Below are 21969 nucleotides of genomic sequence, written 5' to 3' on the forward strand. Positions count from 1 at the left end.
ATGCCTGCAGCCGCGCCCGACTTCCGCATCTATCCGTCCAACGCGCTGGAACTGCTCGCCGGCCTGCTGGCGCACGAGCTGCGGCAGCCCGTGCCGGGGCAGTCGATCCTGGTGCCGGAGACTGTGCTGATTCCGCAGGTCGCGATGCGCCGCTGGCTGCAGGCCACGCTGGCCGCCGAACACGGCGTCGCGGCGAATCTCGAATTCCTCACGCCCGGCGAGTTCGTCGCGCGTGCGCTCAAGGCCAATCCCGGCGACCGGCCGATGCAGCCGCAGGACGAGCTCGATGCCGACAGCCTGCGCTGGCGCCTGTACGACGCGCTGACCGATCCGCAGACGCTCGCCCACCCTGCCCTCGCGCAACTGGCGACGTATCTGCGCGGCGACGATGCGCTCAAGCCCTGGGCGCTGGCCGGCGAACTCGCCGCGGTATTCGAGAAGTACCAGGCCTGGCGCCGCGACTGGCTGCTGCGCTGGGAAGGTGGCGCCGATCCGCAGGATCCGCAGGCGGTGCTGTGGCGCGCGGTCGCGACCGGCAGCGTTTATCGCGCGCGGCGCATCCAGGCCTATCTCGATCGTTTCGAAACGGGCGCGCTGCCGCAGGGTCTGCCGAAGCGCCTGTTCGCGTTCGCCACGCTCAACGTCTCGCCCGACGTGCTGCGCGTGCTGGCCACGCAGGCGCGCGTGGGCACGCTGCATTTCTATCTGCCCACGCCGGCGCAGGGCTACTGGGGCGATCTGCAGACGCTGGGCCCGCGACGCCGCGCACGTGCCGACGACACCGTCGACGACCACGTGTTCGACGGCACCGGCGGCGAGAACCGCCTGCTGCAGGCCTGGGGCGCGGCGGGTCGCGATTTCATGGCGATGCTCGGCAGCTACGAGGTCGTGCACCCGAGCGCCGAGATCGACGTCTACGTCGATCCACTCGCATCCGGTCAGCGCACGCTCGCCGAAGGCGGCCTCGGCGACACGCTGCTGCGACGCCTGCAGAGCGATCTGTTCCAACGTGCGCGCCCTGCCGTGCCTGCGCCGCTGGCCGAGCTGTCGCGCACCGATCCGAGCTTGCAGGTCCACGCCTGCCACACACGCCTGCGCGAACTGCAGGTGCTGCACGACCAGCTGCGTGGCCTGCTGGAAGATCCGCGCTTCGATCCGCCGCTGCAGCCGCGCGAGATCGCGGTGCTGGCGCCGGACATCGATCCCTACATTCCGTATCTGGACGCGGTGTTCGGCGGCGGCGACGCGCCCGGCACGCGCATTCCCTATGCGCTGGCCGACACCAGCCCGCTGGCCGGCGAACCGCTGGCCGAAGTCTTCGTGCGCCTGCTGGGCCTGCCGGTCTCGCGCTTCGGCCTCAACGAGATGCTCGACCTGCTGGCGAGTCCGCCGCTGGCCGAAGCCGCCGGACTCGACGCCGCCGCGTTCGAGCGCCTGCACGGCTGGCTGCAGGCCGCCGGCGCGCGCTGGGGGCTCGATGCCGCGCATCGCGCGCGCCACGGCGCGCCGGGTGACGACGCCTACACCTGGGAATTCGCGCTCGACCGGCTGCTGCTCGGACACGCCAGTGGCAGCGACGCCGACATCGGTGGCGTCGCGCCGTGGCCCGAACTCGAAGGCGGCGCGCTCGATGCACTCGACGCGCTGCTGCGCCTGCTGCGCGAACTGTCGAAGAGCCAGCGCACGCTCGACGAGGCGCTGACGCCCGACGCTTGGCGCGAACGCCTGCTCGGCCTGTTGAAGGCTTTGTTGCCCGAGGCCCCGTCGTCGCAGAAGACCCAGCGCGCGCTCGATCGCCTGCACACGCTGATCGACGATTTCGCCCGACATGCGAAGCGCGCCGGCTTCGACGGCAGCGTGCCCGCCGAAGTCGTGCGCACGCACTTCGCACAGCAGCTCGCCGAGGCAGACACGCGCGCGCCCCTGCTGACCGGTGGCCTGAGCGTCGGCCGCATGGTGCCGATGCGCCTGCTGCCGTTCCGCGTGATCTGCCTGCTGGGCATGAACGATGGCGACTTCCCGCGTCGCGACCCCGCCGCCGGGCTCAACCAGCTCACCGCTGAACTCGGCACCGGCAAGCGCCGCTATGGCGACCGCTCGACGCGCGAAGACGACCGATTTCTGTTCCTGCAGCTGTTCGCCTCGGCGCAGGACGTGTTCTACGTCAGCTACCTCGGCGCCGATGCGCGCGACGGCAGCGTGCGCGAACCCTCGGTACTGGTGACCGAGCTCATCGCGGCCGCCGCCGAATACCACGCCGATCCTGCCGCCGCGGCCAAGGCACTGACCGTGCGCCACGCATTGCAGCCATTCGCGCCGGCCGCATTCGGCGCCGAGGGCGATCCGCGACGTTTCAGCTACCGGGCGCACTGGCAGCCGGCGGCTGGCCGCCTCGGCGGCGACCGTGCCGCATTGGCGCCGTGGTTCGGCGCCGCACTGCCACTGCGCGCGTTGGATGACACCGAAGTGTCGGCCGACGCCTTGCGCCGATTCCTCACCGCACCCGCCGCGCAGTTCCTGCGCCAGCGCCTGGACCTGCGACTGGCCGACGAAGCGGAGATCGGTCACGACGTCGAACCGCTGCTGATGCCCGGCGGTGGACTGGAGAAGGCGGCGCTGCATGCACAGGTGTTCGACGCACTGGTCGCAGGCGACACCGCCGATCTGTACCCGCACCTGCGGGCACGTGCCCTGCTGCCGTCCGGCCCGCTGGGTCGGCGCCAGCTCGACGCTCTGGTCGAGTCGCTGCGTCCGTATGCGGATGCGTTTACCGCGTGGCGAGGCGATGCCGCGCGCGAGACGCGACACATCGACATCGATCTGGATGGCGTGCGCGTGCACGGACGCATCGACGCCGCATATCCGCACGGCATCGCGCATGTGCGCCTGGGTGCACTGAACGGTCCGGCGGTGATCCGCCAGGGCCTCGACTGGTTGCTCGCCAGCGCCGCGGGTCTCGATCTGCCGCTGGTGCAATTCCACGAGACCAAAGACCGCGGCATCGGGCCGTTCGTGCGTCCGCCGCTGTCACCCGCTGCAGCGCGCGATGCCCTGCGTGCATTGCTCGCCCTGCGCCGTGATGGGCTGCAGGCGCCGTTGCCGTTCGGGCCCTACAGCGGCTGGGAATACTTCAGCGAGCCGAATGTCGGCAAGGCCACCAAAGCGGCGACCGCGAAATGGCGCGGCGGCGATCGCCAATGGGGCGAAGGCAGTGGCGATGCCTACCGGCTCGCGTTGCGCGGCCGCGATCCCTTCGCCGACCCGGCGCTGTTCCGGCAGTTCGCCGACATCGCGTTCACCGTGTTCGGTGCGGTCGAAAGCGGCCGCGTGCACATGGGTTTCGAGGACGACCGCAACTTCGACGTGGACGCCGACGCGGAGGCCGAGGCATGAGCGCGGTCGATCCCTTCCTCTCGCTGCCTCTCGACGGCACGCGGCTGATCGAAGCCAGCGCCGGCACCGGCAAGACCTTCACCCTGGCGACGCTGGTCACGCGGCTGGTCGTCGAGCGTGGCCTGCGCATCGGCCAGATTCTTGCGGTGACCTTTACCGAAGCGGCGACGCAGGAACTGCGCAAGCGCATCCGCGAACGTCTGGTGCTGGCCGCAGGTCTGGTCGACGCGCCGGACGAGGCTGATGCCGCGCCGGAAGCGCAGCTGAGCCGCGCCATCATCGCCGCGCATCTGGCGGCCGGTGACGAAACACCGGCGCAACTGCAGCGCCGTCTGCAGCAGGCCGCCGACGAGATCGACCTCGCCGCGATCTTCACCATCCACGGTTTCTGCGCCCGCGTGCTGCGCGAGCACGCGCTCGAGAGCGGCCAGACCTTCGCCCCGCCGGAACTGCTGGCCAGCGACCGCGCACTGCGCGAGGAACTCGCCGCCGACCTGTGGCGCAGCACGGCCGCCGATGGCGACGATGCCCTGCTGCTGGCGGGCTTGTGGAAGGGCGGACCCGACGACATGGCACGCGATCTCGGCGCGCTGATCCGCGAGCCGACGCTGCTGCCGCCGCTTCCTTCCGGCACCGACACCATCGAGCGCACCGAAGCCGCGTTGCAATCCGCCGCGCAGGCCTTGGCAGACGGCTTCCGCGCCCACGGCGATGTCTTCCATGCCGACCTGCTGGCGGCGGTCGAAAGCAAGGTGCTCAACAACGTCAGCTACAAGGCGACGTGGATCGACGCACTCTGGGACGAACTGCGCCAGTGGTGCCAGCGCGCGCAATGGGCGGCGCCGTTGAGCGCGAACCTGTCCAAGCTCACGGGAGAGGCGCTGCAGGCCAAGACCGCCGTCAAACAGGTCGGCAAGACCCCCGGCTCGCCGATCTGCGCACTGATCCCGCCGTATCTCGACGCCGTCACCGCGTACACCGCTGCGCAGGAACGCGCCCGCGTCCGCCTGCTCCACCGCCTCCGCGACGACGCCCGCACACGCCTCGCCCAACGCAAGCAGCAGTTGCGCGTGCAGACCTACGACGATCTGATCGACGGCGTCGCCGATGCCCTGCACGGTGCGCACGCGGATACACTCGTGCAGCGCTTGCGTGCGCAGTACGCCATCGCGCTGGTCGACGAGTTCCAGGACACCGACACGCGCCAGTGGGACATCTTCCGCACCGTGTTCGGCGATTCCGACGCCACGCGTGCGGCCGGGCTCGCACCGGCGCTGTTTCTGATCGGCGATCCCAAGCAGGCGATCTACGGCTTCCGCGGCGGCGACGTGCAGACCTATCTGCTCGCCGCGCGCGACGCCGCCGCTGCGCCACCGCTGGACCGCAACTTCCGCTCGCGCCCGTCGGTGCTGTCGGCGATCGACGCGCTGTACACGCAGGCCGGCGACGCCGCATTCCTGGATCAGAACATCCGCTTCCATCGCGTGCTGCCGGGCACCAAGCGCGCCGACGCCGATTACCAGCGGGGCGGCGCCGATGCGCCCGCAATCACGCTGTGGCAGGCGCCGGCACCGCCGCCGGACGATGCCGGCAAGCGCAAGCCGCACAGCGCGCAGCGCGCGCGGGAACTGGCGACCGAGGCCTGCGTCGCCGCGATCCACGCCGTACTGACCGACGCCCGCAAGGGCACGGCCACGCTCGACGGCACACCGGTGCAGCCCGGCGACATCGCCGTGCTGGTGCGCAAGCACGGCGAGGCCACGCGCATCCAGCAGGCGCTGGCGGCGGTCGGCATTCCAGCGGTCGCGGCCGGCAAGCAGAGCCTGTTCGAAACACCCGAAGCGCACGAGCTGCTGACCCTGCTGCTGGCCCTGCTGCACACCGCCGACGACAGCCGCCTGCGCGCGGCGTTGTCGACGGTGCTGCTGGGTGTCGAGGCGGCCGGCATCGCCGCACTCGACGAGGACGGCGACACCCATCGCGCGTGGCAGGCCCGGGCGCTGGCCTGGCGCGAACGCTGGCAGCGCGGCGGTCCGCTGGCGCTGGTCTCCGACCTGTGCGCCGACAACGCCGAGCGTCTGCTCGGTCTGCTCGACGGCGAGCGCCGCGTCACCAACTACCTGCAGCTCGGCGAACTGCTGCAGCAGGCCGACGCGCGTGCGCTGGGCCTGCACGGCCTGGTCGACTGGCTGGGCCAGCAGATCGCCCAGGCCGACGCCGACGACGAAACCCAGCTGCTGCGTCTGGAATCGGACGCGCGCCGCGTGCAGATCGTCACGCTGCACAAGAGCAAGGGTCTGGAATACCCGCTGGTGTTCCTGCCGTTCGTGGGCATCGGCGGCATGGAGCGCAAGCCCGACCCCGCCTGCGTGGTCGCCGATGCCGAGGGCCGCCGCGCCCTGCACTGGAAGCTGCAGACGGAAACCTCCGGCTGGGGCGCCGCGAGCGAGACCAAGCTGCAGGCCGACCGCGCCGAGGACGCGCGCCTGCTCTACGTCGGCCTGACCCGCGCCGAACACGCGTTGTGGATCGCGACCGGTGATTTCTACAACGCGCACAGGACACCGCTCGCCGCAATGCTGCGCGACCTGCCCGACACCGCCGGCATCGTCCGCGACACACGCGAACCCGGCGCACTGCCGTGGCTGCCGCCGGCCCGCGAAGGCGACACGCCCGCCGCGCGCCGTATCGAACGCCACATCGCGCCCGACTGGTGGGTCTACAGCTTCACCCAGCTGGCCAATGCCGACGGCGGTGGCGAAGACCTGTCGACGCAGGCGACCGTCGCCGCGGCCGGCGGCAACGACGAACCCGAAGGCGACACCGGCACCGAAGCGCCGCAGCCCGTCGACGCCTACGACGCGCGCTTCGCCGGCAACCGCTTCGGCGTGGTGCTGCACGAGGCGCTGGAAGAAGGCGACTTCGCCGCGTGGCAAGGCTGGCAGCCCGGCGATGCCCCACCGGCTGACGAGCGCGCCACGATCGAGACCGCCCTGCGCGGTGGCGGTTACGCGGCCGAGGACATCGAGGCCGGTGTCGACGTGCTGACCGCCCTGATCGGACAGACGCTGACCGTGCGTCTGCCCGAGGGCGTGCGACTGTGCGACGTGCCCGCGGACATGCGCCGCGCCGAGATCGAGTTCCAGTTCGCGCTGCAGCCGACGGCCGTGGATGCATTGATCGCGCTGCTACATGCGCACGGCGTGGTGCAGGGCCGCCACGGCTTCGGTCTGCGCCGCACGCTGGAAGGCCTGATGACCGGCCTGATCGATCTGACCTACACCCATGACGGCCGCTGGTACGTGCTCGACTACAAGTCCAACCGCCTGACCGGCTACGACGCCGCCTCGCTGCAGCGCGCGATGGCGCACAGCGAGTACGACCTGCAGGCGCTGATCTACACGCTGGCCCTGCACCGCTGGCTGCGCTTCCGCCTGGGCGACGCCTACGACTACGCGCGCGACTTCGGCGGCATCCGCTACCTGTTCTGTCGCGGGCTGGACGCGGGGCGCGACGATTCGCCCGGCGTCTTCGCACAGCGCTATGCGCCGGCGTTGATCGAGGCGCTGGATGCGCTGTTCGCGGGTGACGTGACGGGAGTGTCGGCATGAGCGCGCGGTCTTCCGTGTACTTCGCGCACGCGCAGCATCAAAGCCCTCCCCCGCCTGCGGGGGAGGGTTGGGTGGGGGCAAACCGTCGGCCTGCTGAGAAATCCATCACGCACCGAACGGTCAAGCGCGAGCTCTTTTTTTCCGCAACCGGACCGTTCGCCCCCATCCCAACCTTCCCCCGCACGCGGGGGAAGGCGCAGGTCATGCGCGACGGTCAATCCTCAGGCCCACAACGCCATATCGCGCGAAGCGCGGCGCTTGGCGCCGATGAATTTCCGGCGCACACCCCATGACCCTCCTCACTGCCCTCAACCGCGGCAAGCACCTGCGCACCCTCGACGACGCCCTCGCCCAGTCGCTGCGCCGTCTCGACCCGGCCACACCGGACAGCGTCCTCGCCGCCGCCGCCCTCGCCTCGCTTGCCGTTGCTAACGGCCATGCAGGTTTCGATCCCGCGCGTCCGCAGTTGCTGATCGACGCGACACCCACATCGAACCCGGCGCCACCCCTGTCCTGGCCCGACGCCGCCACCTGGTCGCAGCAACTCCGCGACTCCGCGTGGATCGCACACCCCGAAGACCCGCTCGCCGAATCCGCCGAAAACGCACCGCTGGTGTTTGAACAGACCGGCGCCGGATCCGGCCTGCTCTACCTGCGCCGCTACCGCGAGTACGAAGCGCGGCTCGCGCGCGGCCTGCGCCGCATCGCCGCGCAGTCGCTGCCGGGCGATGGCATCGACGCGGTACGCGAGGTCTTCGCCACGCTGTTCCCCGACGCCGCCGACGACCGTCAGGCGCGTGCCGCCGCGCTCGCGCTGCGTCGTGCGCTGCTGCTGGTGACCGGCGGACCAGGCACCGGCAAGACCACCACCATCACCCGCCTGCTGGTGCTGCGCATCGCGCAGGCGCTGCAGGCCGGCCGGCCCTTGCCGCGCATCGCACTCGCCGCGCCCACCGGCCGCGCTGCCGAGCGCATGGCCGAGAGCCTGCGCCGCGCCGCCGATGCAATCGTCGCCGCCGGCGTGGACGCCGCGCTGGTCGATGCCCTGCCCGACACCGCCAGCACCCTGCACCGCCTGCTCGGCACGATTCCCGACAGTCCGCATTTCCGTCACCACGCCGACAACCCGTTGCCGCTCGACGTGCTGGTGGTCGACGAAGCCTCGATGGTCGACCTGCCGCTGATGTGCAAGCTGGTCGACGCCGTCGCCGATGGCACCCAGCTGATCCTGCTCGGCGATGCCGACCAGCTGCCGTCGGTCGAAGCCGGCGACGTGCTGGCCGCGATCCTTGATGCCGCCGGTCCCGGCGATGCGGTGCGCGAGGACGACGCGCGCGCCCTGCAACCGCTGCTCGGCGACGACGTGCCCGTCGATGCCGACACGCGCGGCCTGCGCGGCCATCGCGTACAGCTGCTGCGCGGCTATCGCCAGGACGCGGATTTCGACCTCGCCCCGCTCGCCACGGCCGCACGCACCGGCGATGCCGAGACCACACTCGCGCTGCTGCGCGGCGGCGACCTGCGCGGCGTCATGTTCCACGAAGGCGTGCTCGATCCCTTCGAAGTGCGGCGCGATGCGCTGCTCGCGCACTGGCGCAGCCTCGCCGACGCGCCCGACCCAGCGACCGCACTCGCGCGCGCGCAACGCCTGCGTCTGCTCACCGCCGTGCGCGAAGGCCCGCAGGGCGCGCGCGGGCTCAATGCACGCATCGAGGAACTGCTGTCGGGCCGGCGCACCGGGCCCACGCCGGCGTACTTCCACGGCCGCCTGCTGCAGGTCACCGAGAACAGCTATCGGCACCGCCTGTTCAACGGCGACATCGGCATCTGTCTTCGCGATGCCGACGGCACGCTGATGGCCTGGTTCCCCGGCGACGGCGCCGACGATGTCCGCGCGTTCCATCCCGCCGCCCTGCCCGCGCACGAAAGCGCGTTCGCGATGACCGTGCACAAGGCGCAGGGCAGCGAGTTCGACGAGGTCTGGTTGCAGCTGCCGCGCATCGACAGCCGTGTGCTGTCGCGCGAACTGGTCTACACCGCGATCACGCGCGCCCGCACGCGCCTGCACGTCGCCGGCAACGCCGACGTGCTGCGCGGCGCGCTCGCACGTCATGCGGTGCGGATGTCGGGTCTCGCGTGGCGCCTGCGTGCCGGCGCCGAGGCCGCGCCCCCGCAGCCGGCCGCCGCACCGGTCTCACCCGCACAGGGACAACTGTTCGGCGCACCACCAGGCTGACCGCGGGCCGGCGCACACATTCGATGTGCGCCACTCGACCATCGACGGCGCACCATCGCCGTACTTTTGCTGAACAGTGCGCACGGACTTAGGGTCCGCCCCAGATTGTCACGCGCACGCGGGTTAGCGAGCCTGCATGTGTCCAATACCCGGTGCACATCCCCATGAGCCTCGATTCCGTCATTGGCGCTGCTGCCGCCGCCGTTCGCGATATCGCCGCCGCCCAGCTGACGCCGGCGCGCGACAACCCCCGCTACGAGCAGGTCGTCGACACGCTCGTTTCGCCCGATGCCACCCAGGCCCAGCGCAATCACGCCTACGACCTCGTCGCCGGCATCGAGACCGCCGACAAGGTCTGCTACACCGATGAAGCCCTAACCGAGCGCGCCGCGCAGGTCATCGCCGACGACCGCACTGTGCCGGTCAACGTGGCCGAGGTCGCACCGCTGGTGCCGCCGGGGACCACGCTGGGCCCGTTCGCATCGGGCGATGCCGCCGCGATCGCGATGATGGAGTACTCCAACCCGCTGTCGATCCAGGCCAATCTCGAGAACGGCGGCCTGGTGATGCGCGACAACGCGACCGGTCAGTACTACGTGACCACGCCGATGGGCGGCACGCTGGACGGCTTCGACCCCAGCCAGGTCACGCAGCCCGACGGCATGGAGCTGGTGGGCTGCTATCACGGCCACGCCGACTACTCCAAGGCCGACGGCACCCGCACCGACAAGGCCGGCGACGAGTTCAACAGCGACCAGTTCTCCGCCCAGGACAAGCGCGTGGCCGATGGCGGCTACTGGGGTTCGGTGATCTACGTGTCGACACCGAGCGGAGACTTCCGCAAGTATGATTCGGCGACGCGCCAGGACACCGTCATCAACTGATGGCGCCGCGCGGCCCGACCGGGCTGCACCCGATCGCCGGAGGTCCCCCATGGTCTTCAACAGGATCCTGCTCATGAGCACCCTCGCCTTCGCTTCCCTGACCCAGGCCGCCGCCGCGGCCGACGCGCCGAGCGCCGTCGTGCTCGACGGTGCCCGCGCCGCCGCTCTGGCCGCGGCCGTGCCCGTGTTCCGCGACAAGCAGCCCGATGCCGATCTGGCGAACTTCCAGATCCACGTGCATCCGGTCGAGGACGGCAGCTACCAGGTGGTCTTCGAGCCGCGCCAGGCCGAGGGCGCCGCGCCCACGCTCGGCGGTCGCACCGCGCACGGCCGCGAACTGAACGTGTGGATCAAGGCGGCCGACAACAGCCTCGACCGGATCGCGTTCGCGCGCTGAGGCCCCGCGCAGGCTTTTGCCTGCATCGCATCACCACGACGCCGCCCCCGGGCGGCGTCGTGCGTTCGGGAGCCGCGCCGGCCTGCCTGGATCGATGTGGCCGCGCGGAAGCGCGCCAGCCACGCGCGACACCTGCGCGTCGACCGCTTTCCCCACCCGCGGCATCCGGGCTATCGTCGGCGACAGGGGAAGGGGGATTCGCATGGGACGCGGACGTCGTGGGTTCTTCGACGACTTGATCAAGCTGCCGTGGCCGGTCGCGCTGGTGGTCGGCGTTCTCGGCTATGCCGGCATCCGGCACGGCATTCCGGCGTTCTTCGCGCGACAGGGTGGGCCGTTCGGTCAGGCCTTCGCATCGCATAGCGACGTGTTCGCGCCGCTCGCCTGGATGTTTCTCGCCGCCTGCACGCTGTGCGCGCTGGTCGCCTTCGCCAATGCGCGCAAGCGCCGTCGCCTGCTCGACGCGCAGACCGGACTCGACAGCATCGCCGCGATCGGCTGGCGCGATTTCGAACGCCTCGTCGGTGAAGCGTTCCGGCGTCAGGGCTACAGCGTCGAGGAAACCGGGCTCGGCGGCGCCGACGGCGGCATCGATCTGATCCTGCGCAAGGACGGCCGGCGCACGCTGGTGCAATGCAAGCACTGGCGCCGTCGGCAGGTGCCGGTGAACGTGGTGCGCGAGATGTACGGCCTGCTGGCCCATCACGGCGCGCACGCGGTGCAGATCGCGACGGCGGGCGGATACACACCCGATGCCGCGCGCTTCGCGGCCGGCAAGCCGATCACGCTGATCGACGGCCCGACCCTGCTGGCGATGATCCGCAGCGTGCAGGCCGTGCCCGCCGCGTCCACGCCTTCAAGCCCAGCGCCGCAAACGCCCCGCGTTGAACCCGCCTTCGCCGTGCCGGCCACATCATTGCCCGCGACGGACCCGGGATGTCCGACCTGCGGTGGCGCGATGGTCCAGCGCGTAAACCGCCGCACCCGCGACACCTTCCAGGGCTGCGCCCGGTTCCCCGCGTGCCGGGGCACCCGATGAACAACGCGCCTCCGGCCGCATTCCGCCCTGCTACCGATTCGACGACTGCACTGCCATGCGCACACTGATCATCTGGCTGCTGATCGCCGCTGCGGCCTGGGCCGGCTGGCGCCACTTCTTTGCGCCCGACCCGACGCTCACCGAACCGCTCGCTCCAATTGCTTCACCGACGCCCGCGGCGAACAGGGTGCTGCCGAAGCCCGCGCAGAGCTTCCAATGCGACGGCCGCCAGCACTGCTCGCAGATGCGCTCCTGCGAGGAAGCCACGTTTTTCATCCGCAACTGCCCGAATACCAAGATGGACGGCGACCACGACGGCGTGCCCTGCGAATCGCAGTGGTGCGGCTGAGCGACATGCGGAGTGATCCCGACCCGGCGCCCGCGGCGCCACGCACAAGGACGATGCAATGCGCATTCTGATGATCCTGCTGTTCGCGTGCGGCCTGTACGGCGCGTACCAGTGGTGGCAGGACCGAAGCCCGCCCGGCACGGCGGCGTTCGACACCGCCGGCTTCGTCGCCGTGGAAATGCCCGGCGGCGTGGCCCGCAACACCGTGCTGGTGCTCGCACCGCCCAACTGCCCGTCCGAGCAGGCGCAGCGCACCGAAGCCCTGGTCCGCGAACTCACCCGCGCCGGCATTCCGATCAAGCGCGACAGCGGCTTCGACTTCGATATCGCCAATCCGACCGCCGAGCAGATCGAACGCATCGACCGCACCGTCGCCGTGTTCAAGCGCGGCGCGCCGGCGGTGTTCGTCAATGGGCTGGGGATGTCGAATCCGACGGTGGAGCAGACGATTGCGGCGTATCGGGGGAGCGGCGGGCGGCGCTGACATCACTAGGTAAAGCTACCCTGAAACCGCTAGCCTCGAGTGTTCCTACGCAATCCGAGCAGAAGCACTCCAATCACCCATCTCATGAAGCTTGTCTCTAATTAGATCAAAGCGACGCGTGGCAGCGGCAATGTTCCGTTGGGCTTCGAGATCAAATGATCCATCAGGTTTTTTGGGGATTTCAGCAGTGAGTTGCTCGACCCTGCCTTTGAACAGCTTCGCCTCATACAAGAAGCCGCCTGACGCGATTGCCCTACGAAGCTCAGTCGCCAAGTACTCGGCATCAATGTCATCGCTGAGGATATCAACGGCAATAACATCATCGGTGAGAACGCAGACCTCGCGACGTACAAAAACTTTACCGACGGCCTTAGCGCCATTTGCAATAACGGTAACGATCTCGCGTTCTTCAGACTCCAGCAGAATGGCTGCCTGCTTCAGGTACTCCTCGGATATCGAGCCTTTTGACGCCGCTTTCTCTTTGAAGCAGGAGTAGACAGGAACATCTCCCGGATTCGAACGGATGTCTTCATTACGGATTCGCGTTCCTGATCGAACGGTAAAGTAGGTTGAGTTCGACAACGAAACCGATACCGATGGACCTGAAGTGAGTTCGGCGATCTCTTCCTTGGACGCCTTCAACTCTTCCAAAAGTTCCGCGATGCTGTCCATAGCAGTTTCGATGAACTCTCCCCGGCCGATCGCCGCTGGCTTGACGCCGAGCGACACTAGCTCTTCCTCCGACCAGAAGCGGGCGACGTCCCACCGGTCAAGCTCTGAAAAGTCGGAAGCAGGAACGATCTTTACGACTGGTGACGTCGGCACGAATGCATCGTCGGCGTCCCGCTGAATAAAAGCATCAGCAACTGCTGCCAAGTCATTCGCGTCTGGCGTGGGAATGCGGTACATATCGAGTGACTCGCCGATTGAGCGAACATAGCCGCACAGGACGCTCGGGCGCGGGTCAACTTCGGTGTGACGTCGCTCAAGAACTAGGATGCTGGTCGGCTGGGAGGTATTGAAGAATGTGTTTCTTGGCAGCTCTATTGACGCCAAGATATTGCATTCCTTCAGCAGGCTAATCTTCGGCTTTGGCTCAGTTCGGTTGAGCATTCCCAATGGAACTATGACGAACGCTCGCCCACCCGGCTTCAGTGCGCCGCTGATATAGCGCATGAAAAGCGCCTCGACACCGAGCCCCCACCCTTCGTAGTAGTCCTTGGGAATGATGCTGTTCCGAGTACCGATCAAGGCGGCCAACTCCTTTCGGTAGATGGCGCTGCCTTGCGTCACATACGGAGGATTCGTCAGGATCACGTCGATAGCATCGCGGGGCGGATTCTCAAGTCCACCGAGCGTCTCGTTGCTGTTCATCAGCACAAAGGTGTCAGCCATCGCTTCATTCAGCGCGGGCAACGTGGTTGCCGGATCACGCAGAAGATCTGCTAAGTGGATCAGCATATTGGCCTTAGCGAGGATATGCGTGTTGCTATCCACATCAACGCCTACTGTCCGAACTCGCCTCTTGGGCTTTCCTGAGACAATACGCACGTTCTGTGGCAGCGCTTCTTCGATCAAGAGCGGTTCCAGCACGAAACCGCCGACGCCTGCAGCGGGATCGAGTACGACCGAGTTATCTGCCAGCTTGTTAAGCTGCGCCATCCGAATCATCTGGCGCACAACATTGCGAGGCGTAAAGAACTGTCCAAGCTTCTGCTGGCGAGGTGTGTTCTTCAGGAACGTCTCATACAGCCGGAGTTTGAATTCCGGATCAATCTGACGAAGCGATCCGAACCGCTGAAAGACCTCCAATATCTCTAGAAATGTCCGATTAAAAGAGTCCAGCGGCTCTGTTGAAGAGCGCAAAAACGCGAACCCGTTAATAACGGATGTCTTAGACACCACAGTCTTCAAACCGAAGAGCCGCGCGACAGCGGCGTCACCACTGACTGTGTTGTCTGGGAACAGTGTTTTGATGTGCGGTCGGATACTGCTGACGTAGTACGAGATCGCTGTTTTACCGTGCTGAGCGGCGAACACCGCTGGGTCCTGAGCCAGTTCGTAAAATGAAAGCGCCTTAGGGAGTGCGGAGGGCGGTAGGTTGTCGGAGAGAAATTTGAGGACAAAGAGCTCTACAAATGTCATCAAGCACTGCTTCGGCTCCTCCTTTGTCGCGTGCCAGATGATCTGCCACACGGTTTGAGCGAGCTGCTGCGGATTCTTCGCAACGGCGGCACTTCCACTGAGTAGGTCTTCAAGCACCGCAGGATTGAGAGAACGATGCTCGTCAAAGAAGACAAGCGACCCGCTGTTCAGTGAGCTCGCGACATCGATGTAGCTATAACTATCACCATTCGTGATAGCGGCAACGCGGGTTCCTAATACGGCGGCGTGGCACAGGCTCTGTTCGGCCGCCACCGATAATTCCTTGTCAGTCTTGTACTTTTTGTCTCGCTTATGCTCGGCGACAGCGACCGGAACGAGCGTGCCTTGTCGGCGGTCTGCGAACACGCGGTCGGGCTTCGCCTGGCGAAGCTGCTTGGGGACCTTGTAGCTCTTGAACGGAAAGGGGACGGTAGTCGCAGGCGTACAGTCCAAGCCGGCGGTTCGCAGGTCCGCGATGGACGTGGCACCGATGTTCAGCTCTTCAAACTCACCGAATTTGGTTCCACGCAGGGTGCCGGAGGTGAGGTAGCCGCGTTGTACTAGTTCTTCGTTAGCCATGCCGCAACGATATCGTAACGGCATGCACTTCCCTAACAGCATCGCTCCATGACGAGCATCGATAACGTTGCCATGGATAGAAGTGCATCGAACGGTTTTGGGTTCAAACCGCTGGCTCGTCTAACGGGCCGGAGAGAGCCTCAGTGCGTAGTCGCCCCACCAATCCGCTCCCGGATCCACTCGTAATCCCGCCGCACCGGCGCAGCCAGCACCGAGGGGTCGCCGTCGTAGAGATAGCTCTCGACGGTGGCGCCGGTGTCGTCGGTGGCGCGCGGGTCGGCGCCGGCTTCCATGAAGCGCTTCACGGACGGGATGTCGTTGACCAGCGCGGCCTGGTGCAGCGGGGTGGTGCCGCTGCGGTCGCGGACGTCGAGTTTTGCGCCGGCGGCGAGCAGGCGGTCGATGTTCTTCTGCTCGCGCGAGCGCAGCGCCTCGTAGAGCGCGGTCTGGCCGTTGCGGGTGTTGGGCACGTCGACGGCCACGCCGTGTTCGAGCAGCAGTTCGATCCAGTTGTCGTTCTTGGCCAGCGCGGCTTCGTGCAGGGCGGTGCGGCCCTTGGCGTCGCCGCGCGTGGGGTCGGCGCCGAGGTCGAGCAGCAGACGCACGCCGTCGCGGTCGTTCTCGCGGATCAGCCAGTTGAGGGCGGGCGTGCCGGCCTCGTCGGTGGCGTTGGCATTCGCGCCGGACGCCAGCAGTTCGCGGGCGAGCGTGGCGTCGCCCTTGCGCACGGCGGCGACGAACTGGGCCTGGGCGGGGTTGTCGAACGCACGCGCGTCGGTGGTCATCGAATCGTGTCCTTGCGAGCAGCCGGATGCCGCCAGCATCAAGGCGGCGAGCAGCGCATGCGGAAATGGGCGACGGGTCATGGCGCGCAGCATGCCGCAGCGCGCGTCAACGTGCGCGCGTCGGGCGCGGTGGTGTCGCTGGGGCGATCAGCGCGCGCCGATGCGTGCCGCATGGACTCAGTTGAACGGATTGAAGAAGTCGACGACCTTGCCGGCGCCGTCGGCCACGTTGCTGGCGACATTGCCCGCGAAGTCGCTGGCGCCCTGGGCCACGTCGCCGGCGAAGTCGGCCACGGCCTCGACGCCGTCACCGAGCTTGTCGGTGGCCACGTCGACCACATTGCCGAGGCCGTCGGCCACGTCGCTGACCACGTTGCCGGTGCCCTCGACGAAGCCGGCCACGGCATCGGCCGGAGTTTCGAGACCGCTGATGCGGCCGAGGTCGCGGACGAAGCCGCCGGCGGCGCTGGTGGTGTTCTGCACGGTGTCGCCGACCAGGCGCACGCCGCCATCGACGAGATCGCCGACGGTGCCGAGGCCGGCATCGGCGACGTCACCCAGCAGGCCGTAGGTCGCGGCCACGCCACGGCCCTGGCCGATGTCCTCGACGAACTCGCTGGCGCCGGTGCGCAGTTCGGAGAACGTGTCGCCCAGGTCGCCACCCAGGTCCACGATCTCGCGGATGCCCGAGGACAGGGTGTTGAACTGCAGGTCGCCCACGGCCTCGAGGCCGGCGATCGCGGTGTCGGTGGCGACCGATGTCGTGGCGCCGGCCACCGTGCCGAGCACCTCGCTGCCGTGATCGACCACGGTGCTGGCGCCGTTGAGCAGGCTGCCGACGATCCAGCTCTGCGGCGTCGCGCCCGGCCCGTTGCGCAGCACGTCGCCCGCGGTGTCAAGGCCGGAGGCGACGGAGTCGCCGAGCGTGCCGATGCCGTTGTCGACGAAACCGCCGAGCGTGTCGCCGCGGCTGGGGCCGAGCGCGGGATCGGTGAGCGATGCGTGGTTGAAGGCCTCGACGTACACCGCATCGGGGCCGCCACCGCCGTGCAGATCGCCGAAGCCGGTGCCCGGCGGCGGATCGATGCGCAGCGCATGGCCGACGGCTTCGGGCGGCGAACCGATGATGGGCAGCAGCGGGACATCTTCCTGCGCGCCGGTGAGCTGGTCGCCGTTGACGGCGTAGCGGCGCACCTGGCCGCTGTCGGCGACGCTGTCGCGCACGGCGTTAGGGCTGAAGCCCAAGCTTTCGAGCGTCTCGTTGCTCAGACCCGAGCTGTTGAAGGTGACGGCCGAGGCACCGGTGGCCAGCGAGGCCGCGCTGGCCAGGCCGCCGCCGAGTGAATGGCCGGTCAGCGCGACGTTGCCGTCGCCGAAGACATGCTCGGCGCGCTTGGCCAGTTCGATGGCGCTGCTGTACTGCGCCGAGTCCAGGCCCACGCCCTGCTGGCCGTTGTTGACCCAGTCCATGATCTGGTTCTGCTGGGTGCCAACCTCCGAGCCGCGATAGGCGACCACGTAGCCGCCGTCCTCGTGCTGGTAGATCTCGGCGCTGAAGCCCGAGCGATCGTCGCTGAGCAACGCCGGGTCGATGGGAATGCGGTTGCCGTGCGTGTCGGTGAGGCTGACGCCGTCGGGATGCGGCGTGAGCGCGGTCCAGCCGGCATCGGCGAGCGCCTGCTGGTAGGCCGGGCTGTCGGGCGCGTAGGCGCCATTGGCCATCATCGCGAACAGCTGGTCGCGCGCATCCGGCGTGGTGCCCTGGATGCTGGCACTCAGGTCGTGGTCGCCCGCGCGGTAGTCGTGGGCGACGGGCGGCGGAGGCGGCGCGACGGCCTGCGAGGGGAGGTTGTAGACGCGGCCGGCGTCGGCGAGGGCAATGGCGGGCGCCATGGGGTCCATCCGCAGGGAGTCAGGCGTGACAGTAAATGCGGGGGAATGGGGCGGGTACTCGGGGCGACCCTAGTAAGTGGGTGTGAGTCGGCGGTCTGAAGGGACCCCGGGGTCTAGAGCCCTCCCCCGCGTGCGGGGGAGGGTTGGGTGGGGGCAATCCGCCAAGTGCGCCTTGCAGATGGATCGGGCACGAGATCAGTTCACCGCGATCTGGCCGTTTGCCCCCATCCCAGCCTGTCCGGCCCGGCGCAGCACGCCGGGCGTTCGATCGGCTCGCGCGGCGGTGCCGCGCAAGCGAGCCGGTCTCACCCCCCGCGTGCGGGGGAAGGGGCGGGTCAAACAGGCGTTGCTGAAGAGCCCTCCCCCGCTCGCGGGGGAGGGTTGGGTGGGGGCGAACCGTCAGAAGCGCGTCATGGATGGATCGCGCATGCGGTCAGAGTCACCGCTGCCGGGCTTGCCCCCATCCCAGCCTTCCCCCGCGTGCGGGGGAAGGAGCAGTTCTGCGCGAGCGTCGAGCCGTTCGAGGGGCCTCAGCCCCGCGCGCTGGTGATCGTCGCGCCCTCGCGCATCACCAGCGTCACCGGTGTGCGTTCGACGACGTCGAGCAGGCGCGCCCACTGCGCATCGTCGAGCGGGCCGGTGGCGTGCAGCGTGCGGTGCACCTGCAGGCGGCCGTCGGCATCGCGGCTGGAGGCGAGATCGGCGCTGAACTGGCCGAGGTCCCAGCCTTTCTTCGCGGCGTACATGCGCAGGGTGATCGCGGTGCAGGCGGCGAGCGATGCGAGGTAGAGATCGAACGGCGCCATGCCCGCGTCCTGGCCGCCGAGCGTCGCGGGCTCGTCTGCGCTGAGCGTGTGGCGGCCGCTGGTGATGCGGTGGGCGTGGTCGACGCCTTCGGAGACGATGTGGACCTGGGCCATGGGGGGTCTGCCGGCGGAAGGAGGTCCCATCTTCCGACGTGGCACGCCCCGTGTGCTAACGGACGAGTGCTTCTGCAGCAGTCATGAATTCGCGGTCAAGGCCGCTCCCACAGAACCCGCAGCGCGACTCAGCGATACGGACCGGGTCCGCGCCAGACGACTTCGCCGCGGCGGTAGACGCGGTGGAAGCCGATGACCTCGCGCGCGTCGCCGATCTTCGCCATTTCCGGATCCTCCGGCGCCAGCATGCGGCAGTCGCTGGACTCGCGGCGGATCGCCGTTTCCAGCGGGCAGACCATGTAGTCGCGGGTGCCGGGCAGCGGGATGAAGAGTTCGGTGATGCCCTCGTCGCGCCACTGGCGCAGGCGCTGTTCGCTGGTGGTGTCGTAGACGACCTGATAGCCGCCGGCCTCCATGCTGGGCTGGTCGGACACCGAATCGCGACCACGGCCACGGCCGACGCGCGGGCTGCGATCGGTGCCGGTGGCGATGGGCGCGGTGCTTTCGGGCAGCATGCCCGGCGGCTGGCCATAGACACGGTCGCGACGACGGTCTTCGTTCGGACTGGCGGCGGCCTGCGATTGCACCGGCTGCGGCGGCGTGGGCGTGGGCGTGGCCTGCGGCGCGGGACGTGGCGGCCGGATCTCGGTCAGCGCTTCGGCCGGCACGGTCTCGTCGGGCGGCACCGGGTCGGCCGCTTCCTCGACCCGCGTGGTCTGCACGCGCGAAGGCGCGGGCGCGGCGCGGGCCGGCGTGGTCTGCGGCGGCGGACTGGGGATGGGCGAGGTCACCGGCTGCGGCGGCGTGATGCCGACGTACTGCACGGCCATCGGACTGCCCGACGACGATCCCTGTGGCGGCGTGATGACCATCGGCTGCGACGTCAGCAGCAGGTAGGCGAACAGCACGTGCAGCACCGCGCTGAACAGCGCGGCGATCCAGGGCTGCAGGCGCTCGATCCGGGGTTCTGCCCGGCCGTCCGCGCGACGCGTCGCCTTGCTCATGCCACCGGCGATGCGTCGGAACTGCGGGCCGTCATGCGGAATTCGGGGGTGCGACGTGGGAGCCGCATCGTAACGCGACCGACGGCATGAACACGCACTTCAATGCCCTGCGGTCACGTGGCGGCGACGCGCGCCGGTGCGCGTGGCGCGCCGGGTCCATGTGACGCATGCGGGCGTGCCTTCGAACGCGGCGACGCCCGCATGCACCGATGCCTCAGTCCTTCAGATCGTCCGGCACCTTGCCGCCGTTCTCGGCAAGCTTGCGCATCACCGCCTTGTGCAGGGCGATGTTCTGCTCGGCGCTGCCGTGCGGACCGGCATTGACGCCGAGTTCGGCCGCCAGTTCCTTGCGCGCGTCGAGGTTGGAATCGAGGTCCAGCAGTTTCAGCAGGTCGACGATCGAATGACGCCAGTCGCTGGCGCCGCCCTTCTCTGCCGCGATGCCGGTCAGCACCGCGTCGACATCGACCGGCTCGGCGGCAGGCGCCGGTGCGGGCGTGGCGGCCGGTGCGGGATTGCGGGCGGGCGGCGAAACCTTGGGGTCGTGCTCGCTGCCGGTGAAGATCACCGCGGCCGGCTTGGCCGCCGCCGGTGCGGGGGTCGACGCGGCCGAAGGCTTGCGGCCGAAGATGCGGTCGGAAATCTTGGAGAACAGGCCCATGCGTACGCTCCGGAAGAAGGGAGCGGCGAGTGTGTGGGGGCATCCGCAAAGCGCGAATGAAAGATTCGTGGACCGGGTATGACCTGCGCCGCTACACCTGCGCCACGACGAACAGCCGCGGGAACGGCAGCAGCACGCTACCGTCGTCCTGCGCCGGCATCTCGCGGGCGATCCCCTCGCGATAGGCGGCGAGGAACTCCGGACGCGCTGCCTCGCCCAGCGGCGCCAGATACGGTCCGAGTGCCGAGCCCTTGAACCATTCGACGACGGCGTCGTGGTCCTGCAGCGGATGGAAGTAGGTCGTGCGCCAGACGTCGACGCGGTGGCACAGCGGTTTGAGCAGGGCGTGGTACCAGGCGGCATCGTGGCGATCGGGATGCCGCACGTGTCCGATCGTGGACGCCCAGCGTTCCGAGGCAGCCAGTGCGCGCGCGACACGATGCGGCGGCTGGTCGAGGTTGTCGGGCGTCTGCACGGCCAGGCACCCGCCCGCATCCAGTTGCGACAGCAGATGCGGATACAGCTGCGCGTGATCGGGCAGCCACTGCAGCGAGGCATTGGCGACGATCACGTCGACCGGCTGCGAGGCGCGCCAGGTGCCGATGTCGTCGACCGCGAACGCGTGTTGCGGCAAGCGCTCGCGCGCGGCGCGGATCATGTCGGCGCTGCTGTCGATGCCGAGGATCTCCGCATCCGGATAGCGCGCGGCCAGCACCTGCGTCGAGTTGCCGGGGCCGCAGCCCAGATCCACGGCGAGGCGTGCGGTATCGCGCGGAATCGCCGCGACCAGATCGCGTGCGGGACGCGTGCGCTCGTCCTCGAAGCGGCTGTACTGCGTGGCCGACCAGCCCATGTGCCTCTCCCGACGGAACCGGTGCGATCGTACGCGACGCGGTGTAGCGCCGCCTGCACGCCAGGCGCGTAGGATCGGCGCATGCCCCGCGCCGCCACACTCCGCTGCACGACGACACTGCTGCGCCCCGCCACGCCGGCGCGCGCGACCTGGTGCTTCGTGGTGCTGCCGCAGACCGCGAGCGCGCAGCTGCCCTCGCGCAGCATGACGACGGTCGAGGGCAGCTTCGCCGGTCGGGCCTTCCGGGCGACGCTGGCACCCGACGGACACGGCAGTCACTGGTTCAAGGTCGACAAGGCCCTGCGCGAGGCTGCGGGCGTGGCGGCCGGCGATACGGTCGAGCTGGTGCTGACACCCGTCGCCGAAGAACCGGAACCGACCGTGCCGGCCGATGTGCGCAAGGCGCTGGGCGCGTCTCCCGCCGCCAAGGCGCAGTGGACGACGCTGACGCCGATGCAGCGGCGCGACTGGATCCACTGGATCACCTCGGGCAGGAAGGCCGAGACGCGCGTGAAGCGGTTGGCGACGGCGTGCGACATGCTGGGATCGGGCAAACGGCGCGCGTGCTGTTTCGACCGGTCGGGGATGTACAGCAAGGGGGACATGGGCGCGCCGGAGGCGGCTGAGGACTGACGTTCTTCCTTGCATTCTTCATGCGCGGAGTTCGCGCGAGCTTTCGTCTGCATCGCGAAAATGGGTCCCAGCTTCCGCTGGGACGACGTTACGGGTTAGTCCC

At 68.8% G+C, this 21969-nt stretch carries 16 protein-coding genes; 9 read left to right on the plus strand and 7 right to left on the minus strand.

Annotated features, from left to right (window positions below; all coding sequences use genetic code 11):
* From recC to E2F49_RS14660, 8 genes are all read left to right on the plus strand, one after another.
* Entirely contained in the window at positions 1-3393 is a 3393-nt protein-coding gene (gene recC, locus E2F49_RS14625) for an exodeoxyribonuclease V subunit gamma (protein ID WP_133394572.1), read from the plus strand.
* On the plus strand, positions 3390-7004 hold the full coding sequence (locus E2F49_RS14630; RefSeq protein ID WP_133394573.1) for a UvrD-helicase domain-containing protein: 3615 nt from the start codon (positions 3390-3392) through the stop codon (positions 7002-7004). Before recC ends, E2F49_RS14630 begins: the two co-directional genes overlap by 4 nt.
* A 289-nt stretch (positions 7005-7293) precedes the next feature.
* On the plus strand, positions 7294-9240 hold the full coding sequence (recD, locus tag E2F49_RS14635) for an exodeoxyribonuclease V subunit alpha (protein ID WP_133394574.1): 1947 nt from the start codon (positions 7294-7296) through the stop codon (positions 9238-9240).
* A 164-nt stretch (positions 9241-9404) separates the two neighbouring features.
* Complete coding sequence (locus E2F49_RS14640) at positions 9405-10124, plus strand: DUF4329 domain-containing protein (RefSeq protein ID WP_133394575.1); 720 nt, start codon at positions 9405-9407, stop codon at positions 10122-10124.
* 73 nt (positions 10125-10197) lie between these two features.
* Positions 10198-10521 carry a hypothetical protein gene (locus E2F49_RS14645; protein ID WP_133394576.1) on the plus strand — a complete coding sequence of 108 codons (324 nt, stop codon included), beginning with the start codon at positions 10198-10200 and terminating at the stop codon, positions 10519-10521.
* Positions 10522-10723: 202 nt separating this feature from the next.
* On the plus strand, positions 10724-11560 hold the full coding sequence (locus E2F49_RS14650; RefSeq protein WP_133394577.1) for a restriction endonuclease: 837 nt from the start codon (positions 10724-10726) through the stop codon (positions 11558-11560).
* Positions 11561-11615: 55 nt separating this feature from the next.
* Positions 11616-11909: an excalibur calcium-binding domain-containing protein gene (locus E2F49_RS14655; protein ID WP_133394578.1), complete on the plus strand. Its 294-nt coding sequence runs from the start codon at positions 11616-11618 to the stop codon at positions 11907-11909.
* A gap of 58 nt (positions 11910-11967) precedes the next feature.
* Entirely contained in the window at positions 11968-12393 is a 426-nt protein-coding gene (locus E2F49_RS14660) for a hypothetical protein (RefSeq protein ID WP_133394579.1), read from the plus strand.
* Positions 12394-12438: 45 nt separating this feature from the next.
* Here the strand turns inward: E2F49_RS14660 and E2F49_RS14665 are convergent, their stop codons facing one another.
* The 7 genes from E2F49_RS14665 to tam all read right to left on the minus strand — a co-directional run bounded on the left by E2F49_RS14665 (position 12439) and on the right by tam (position 21233).
* Positions 12439-15117, minus strand: coding sequence for an HsdM family class I SAM-dependent methyltransferase (locus tag E2F49_RS14665; RefSeq protein ID WP_165971248.1), 2679 nt, complete (start codon positions 15115-15117; stop codon positions 12439-12441).
* A gap of 140 nt (positions 15118-15257) precedes the next feature.
* Positions 15258-15983 carry an ankyrin repeat domain-containing protein gene (locus tag E2F49_RS14670; RefSeq protein ID WP_165971249.1) on the minus strand — a complete coding sequence of 242 codons (726 nt, stop codon included), beginning with the start codon at positions 15981-15983 and terminating at the stop codon, positions 15258-15260.
* Positions 15984-16079: 96 nt separating this feature from the next.
* Positions 16080-17795: a Tle-like phospholipase domain-containing protein gene (locus tag E2F49_RS14675; protein WP_165971250.1), complete on the minus strand. Its 1716-nt coding sequence runs from the start codon at positions 17793-17795 to the stop codon at positions 16080-16082.
* 530 nt (positions 17796-18325) lie between these two features.
* A complete protein-coding gene (locus E2F49_RS14680) occupies positions 18326-18715 on the minus strand; it encodes an OsmC family protein (RefSeq protein ID WP_133394583.1) in 390 nt (129 codons plus the stop codon).
* Between the two features lie 128 nt (positions 18716-18843).
* Complete coding sequence (locus tag E2F49_RS14685) at positions 18844-19719, minus strand: type II toxin-antitoxin system RelE/ParE family toxin (RefSeq protein ID WP_133394584.1); 876 nt, start codon at positions 19717-19719, stop codon at positions 18844-18846.
* Between the two features lie 214 nt (positions 19720-19933).
* The gene (locus E2F49_RS14690; protein WP_133394585.1) at positions 19934-20380 is read right to left on the minus strand and encodes a DUF3597 family protein; all 447 of its coding nucleotides are present in this window, start codon (positions 20378-20380) and stop codon (positions 19934-19936) included.
* A gap of 91 nt (positions 20381-20471) precedes the next feature.
* The gene (gene tam / locus E2F49_RS14695) at positions 20472-21233 is read right to left on the minus strand and encodes a trans-aconitate 2-methyltransferase (RefSeq protein WP_133394586.1); all 762 of its coding nucleotides are present in this window, start codon (positions 21231-21233) and stop codon (positions 20472-20474) included.
* A gap of 81 nt (positions 21234-21314) precedes the next feature.
* Here tam and E2F49_RS14700 point away from each other — a divergent pair, with 81 nt between their 5' ends.
* Complete coding sequence (locus E2F49_RS14700; protein ID WP_133394587.1) at positions 21315-21866, plus strand: YdeI/OmpD-associated family protein; 552 nt, start codon at positions 21315-21317, stop codon at positions 21864-21866.
* Positions 21867-21969: the final 103 nt, after the last annotated feature.

This window comes from Luteimonas terrae (assembly GCF_004358165.1).
GTDB lineage: Bacteria > Pseudomonadota > Gammaproteobacteria > Xanthomonadales > Xanthomonadaceae > Luteimonas > Luteimonas terrae.

What these genes read in the sequence shown, in the direction of transcription:
- E2F49_RS14685 (WP_133394584.1), bottom strand. Translation starts at nt 19,719, where the DNA reads ATGAGCAAGGCGACGCGTCGCGCGGACGGCCGGGCAGAACCCCGGATC.
- recC (WP_133394572.1), top strand. Translation starts at nt 1, where the DNA reads ATGCCTGCAGCCGCGCCCGACTTCCGCATCTATCCGTCCAACGCGCTG.
- tam (WP_133394586.1), bottom strand. Translation starts at nt 21,233, where the DNA reads ATGGGCTGGTCGGCCACGCAGTACAGCCGCTTCGAGGACGAGCGCACG.
- E2F49_RS14675 (WP_165971250.1), bottom strand. Translation starts at nt 17,795, where the DNA reads ATGGCGCCCGCCATTGCCCTCGCCGACGCCGGCCGCGTCTACAACCTC.
- E2F49_RS14655 (WP_133394578.1), top strand. Translation starts at nt 11,616, where the DNA reads ATGCGCACACTGATCATCTGGCTGCTGATCGCCGCTGCGGCCTGGGCC.
- E2F49_RS14665 (WP_165971248.1), bottom strand. Translation starts at nt 15,117, where the DNA reads ATGGCTAACGAAGAACTAGTACAACGCGGCTACCTCACCTCCGGCACC.
- E2F49_RS14645 (WP_133394576.1), top strand. Translation starts at nt 10,198, where the DNA reads ATGAGCACCCTCGCCTTCGCTTCCCTGACCCAGGCCGCCGCCGCGGCC.
- E2F49_RS14680 (WP_133394583.1), bottom strand. Translation starts at nt 18,715, where the DNA reads ATGGCCCAGGTCCACATCGTCTCCGAAGGCGTCGACCACGCCCACCGC.
- E2F49_RS14660 (WP_133394579.1), top strand. Translation starts at nt 11,968, where the DNA reads ATGCGCATTCTGATGATCCTGCTGTTCGCGTGCGGCCTGTACGGCGCG.
- recD (WP_133394574.1), top strand. Translation starts at nt 7,294, where the DNA reads ATGACCCTCCTCACTGCCCTCAACCGCGGCAAGCACCTGCGCACCCTC.
- E2F49_RS14630 (WP_133394573.1), top strand. Translation starts at nt 3,390, where the DNA reads ATGAGCGCGGTCGATCCCTTCCTCTCGCTGCCTCTCGACGGCACGCGG.
- E2F49_RS14640 (WP_133394575.1), top strand. Translation starts at nt 9,405, where the DNA reads ATGAGCCTCGATTCCGTCATTGGCGCTGCTGCCGCCGCCGTTCGCGAT.
- E2F49_RS14670 (WP_165971249.1), bottom strand. Translation starts at nt 15,983, where the DNA reads ATGACCCGTCGCCCATTTCCGCATGCGCTGCTCGCCGCCTTGATGCTG.
- E2F49_RS14690 (WP_133394585.1), bottom strand. Translation starts at nt 20,380, where the DNA reads ATGGGCCTGTTCTCCAAGATTTCCGACCGCATCTTCGGCCGCAAGCCT.
- E2F49_RS14650 (WP_133394577.1), top strand. Translation starts at nt 10,724, where the DNA reads ATGGGACGCGGACGTCGTGGGTTCTTCGACGACTTGATCAAGCTGCCG.
- E2F49_RS14700 (WP_133394587.1), top strand. Translation starts at nt 21,315, where the DNA reads ATGCCCCGCGCCGCCACACTCCGCTGCACGACGACACTGCTGCGCCCC.